This is a genomic window from Nocardioides sp. (assembly GCF_024509035.1).
Classification (GTDB): Bacteria; Actinomycetota; Actinomycetes; order Propionibacteriales; family Nocardioidaceae; genus Nocardioides.
This window is the reverse complement of sequence record NZ_JANINT010000238.1, coordinates 1-3,179: the sequence shown is the minus strand read 5'-3', so window position 1 is coordinate 3,179 and position 3,179 is coordinate 1. Positions and strand designations below refer to the sequence as shown.

4 protein-coding genes are annotated in these 3,179 nt (G+C 72.0%); 1 reads left to right on the top strand and 3 read right to left on the bottom strand.

All coding sequences use genetic code 11. From position 1 onward, the window contains the following. Positions 1–186: 186 nt before the first annotated feature. From Q0L15_RS16725 to dapE, 3 genes are read right to left on the bottom strand one after another with little or no spacing between them, the layout of a single operon-like run. Positions 187–510 carry a DivIVA domain-containing protein gene (locus Q0L15_RS16725; protein WP_296605586.1) on the bottom strand — a complete coding sequence of 108 codons (324 nt, stop codon included), beginning with the start codon at positions 508–510 and terminating at the stop codon, positions 187–189. Then, positions 510–1,244, bottom strand: coding sequence for a TIGR00730 family Rossman fold protein (locus tag Q0L15_RS16720; RefSeq protein ID WP_296605585.1), 735 nt, complete (start codon positions 1,242–1,244; stop codon positions 510–512). Before Q0L15_RS16720 ends, Q0L15_RS16725 begins: the two co-directional genes overlap by 1 nt. A gap of 1 nt (position 1,245) precedes the next feature. Next, positions 1,246–2,319, bottom strand: a complete 1,074-nt coding sequence (gene dapE, locus Q0L15_RS16715) for a succinyl-diaminopimelate desuccinylase (RefSeq protein ID WP_296605584.1) — start codon at positions 2,317–2,319, stop codon at positions 1,246–1,248. 51 nt (positions 2,320–2,370) lie between these two features. On the opposite strand from dapE, the gene Q0L15_RS16710 reads away from it, so the two are divergent. Then, a partial coding sequence (locus Q0L15_RS16710; protein WP_296605583.1) for an LLM class F420-dependent oxidoreductase occupies positions 2,371–3,179 on the top strand: 809 nt, incomplete at its 3' end.

The window sequence follows — 3,179 nt, the reverse complement described above, 5'->3', positions numbered from 1 at the left end:
CCAGGTCACGATCGCCAGCACGCCGGCCACCGTGTGCACGTGGAGTGCGGTTCGTGAGGTCTGCAGGCGCCCGGCGCCGCCCTCGCCGCGACCGAGCCGCAGACGGGTCAGCACGATCACCACCGCCGCGAGCGCGGTAAGGATGTAGACGACGATCTCCTCGGTCGACACGGTGCGAAGTGTGCCCTACGCGACGGGTTCGTCGCCATGACCCCCGGCGGACACCGGCGGTTCACCTGCCGCCCGCGGGATCTGGTCGGGCACGTGGGCCGCACCCTCGAGCTGGGTCGCGAGCCGGTCGAGCAGCGCGTCGACGTCCGACATCCGGTAGCCGCGCACGGCGAGCGGGAACCGCACCCGACGCAGGTCGTCGGCCTGCAGCGGCCCCTCCGCGGGCACCCCTGCGTCCGGGCGGTCGTCGTGGACCTCGGCGAGCGGAGCGCCGCGGCCGGACGCCACCACGGCGATCCCGCCGAGCGCGAGCACGATCAGGATCGCGAAGAACCACATCACGGCTGCTCACCCGCCCGGGACTCGACCATCCGCGCGATCGCCTCGTCGACGTCGTCGGTGAGGAGGATCGAGTCGAGGTCGGCCTGCTTGATCCGGCCGTCGGCGAGCATCGCGTCGCCCATCCAGTCGAGCAGGCCCCTCCACTCCTTCACGCCGAGCAGCACGATCGGGAACGAGGTGATCTTCTGGGTCTGCACGAGCGTCATCGCCTCGAACAGCTCGTCGAGGGTGCCGAGCCCGCCGGGCAGGGCGATGTAGCCCTGGGAGTACTTCACGAACATCGTCTTGCGCGCGAAGAAGTAGCGGAAGTTGATGCCGACGTCGACCCACGGGTTGAGCTCGGACTCCCAGGGCAGCTCGATGCCGAGGCCGACGCTGATGCCGCCGGCTTCGCTCGCGCCCTTGTTGACCGCCTCCATCACCCCGGGGCCGCCGCCGGTGACCACCGCGAAGCCGGCCTCGGCGAGCCGGCGGCCCACCTGCTCGCCGAGGGCGTACGCCGGGTGGTCGGCCGGCGTGCGCGCCGAGCCGAACACCGAGATGGCCGGGCCCAGCTCGGCGAGGGCGCCGAAGCCCTCGATGAACTCGGCCTGGATGCGCAGCACGCGCCACGGGTCGGTGTGCACCCAGTCCGACGGGCCGCGCGAGTCGAGCAGCCGCTGGTCGGTGGTGCCGGCGTCGACCTGGTCGCGGCGCTGGAGGATCGGGCCCTTGGACTTCGAGCGCACCATGTCAGCGGCCCTCCAGCCAGGCGCGCAGGAGGTCCTCGCTGCGGCGGATCTGCTCGACGGGCACGTGCTCGTCCTGCTTGTGGGCGAACAGCGGGTCACCCGGCCCGAAGTTGACCGCCGGCACCCCGAGGGCGCTGAAGCGCGCCACGTCGGTCCAGCCGAACTTCGGGGCCACCTCGCCGCCGACCGCCTCCACGAACGCCTTGGCCGCCGGGCGGTCCAGCCCCGGGAGGGCACCGGGAGCGGAGTCGGTCAGCGTGACGTCGAAGCCGTGGAAGAACTCCCGGACGAACGCCTCCGCCTCCTCGACCGAGCGGTCGGGGGCGAAGCGGTAGTTGACCTCGACGACGCACTCGTCGGGCACCACGTTGCCCGCCACCCCGCCGCGGATCGCCACGGCGTTGAGCCCCTCGTGGTACTCCAGCCCGTCGATGACCGGCCGCCTGGCGTCGTACGCCTCCAGGCGGCGGAGCACCTCGCCGGCCTTGTGGACGGCGTTGACCCCGCGCCAGCTGCGCGCGGAGTGGGCGCGCTCGCCGGTGGTGCGCACCTCGACGCGCAGGGTCCCCTGGCAGCCGGCCTCGACGCCGGCGTTGGAGGGCTCCATGAGGATCGCGAAGTCCGCGGCCATCAGCTCGGGGTGGCTCTGCGAGAGCTTGTTGAGGCCGTTGTGCACGGCCTCGATCTCCTCGGCGTCGTAGAGCAGGTAGGTGACGTCGCGGACCGGTTCGGTGAGCGTGGCGGCGAGCCGCAGGATGACCGCGTCACCGCCCTTCATGTCGCAGGTGCCGAGGCCGTGGAGGACGTCCCCGTCGGGACGCTGCTCGTAGCGCGCGGGCAGGTTGTCGTTGAGCGGCACGGTGTCGAGGTGGCCGGCGATCACGACCCGCTCGCCGAGACCCAGGTCGGTGCGCGCCACGACGGTGTTGCCGTGCCGGCTGACCGTGAGGTGGTCGTACGCCGCGAGCGCCGTCTCGACCACGTCGGCGATCTCCTGCTCGTGGCGGCTGACGGACTCGATGTTGACGAGCTGCTCGGTGAGCGCGACGACGTCGGTGGTGAGGTCGAGCTGCATGCCCTCATCCAACCAGTACCGCAGAACTGGAACACGTTCTAGTATCGCCGCATGCGCAATGGCCTCGTCCTGTTCACCTCGGACCGCGGGATCACCCCGGCGGCCCTCGGCGCCGCCGCGGAGGAGCGTGGGTTCGACACGTTCTACGTCCCCGAGCACACCCACATCCCGGTCAAGCGCGAGGCCGCCCACCCCGGCACCGGCGACGAGTCGCTGCCCGACGACCGCTACCTGCGCACGCTCGACCCGTGGGTCTCGCTGGCGACGGTCGCCGCGGTCACCTCGCGGATCCGGCTCTCGACGGCCGTCGCGCTGCCGGTCGAGTCCGACCCGATCACGCTCGCCAAGCAGATCGCCACGCTCGACCACCTCTCCGGCGGCCGCGTCGACATCGGCGCCGGGTTCGGGTGGAACACCGACGAGCTCGCCGACCACCACGTCCCGGCCGGGCGCCGCCGTACGGTCCTCAAGGAGTACGTCGAGGCCATGCGGGCGCTGTGGACGCAGGAGGAGGCCTCCTACGACGGCGAGTTCGTCTCGTTCGGACCGTCGTGGGCCTATCCCAAGCCGGCGCGGCACATCCCGCTGATCATCGGCGCCGGCGGCGGACCCAAGACGTTCCGCTGGATCTCCGAGAACGCCGACGGCTGGATGACCACCCCCACCCAGGCCGACATCTCCGCCAACATCGAGGCGCTCACGAAGGCCTGGGCCGAGGCCGGCCGCGACGGCGCGCCCGAGATCCGGATCCTGATCGCCTTCAAGCCCGACCCCGAGGACCTCATGGCCTGGGCCGAGGCCGGCGCCACCGAGCTGATCTGGGGCGTGCCCGACAAGGCCCCCGACGAGGTCCTCGCCTC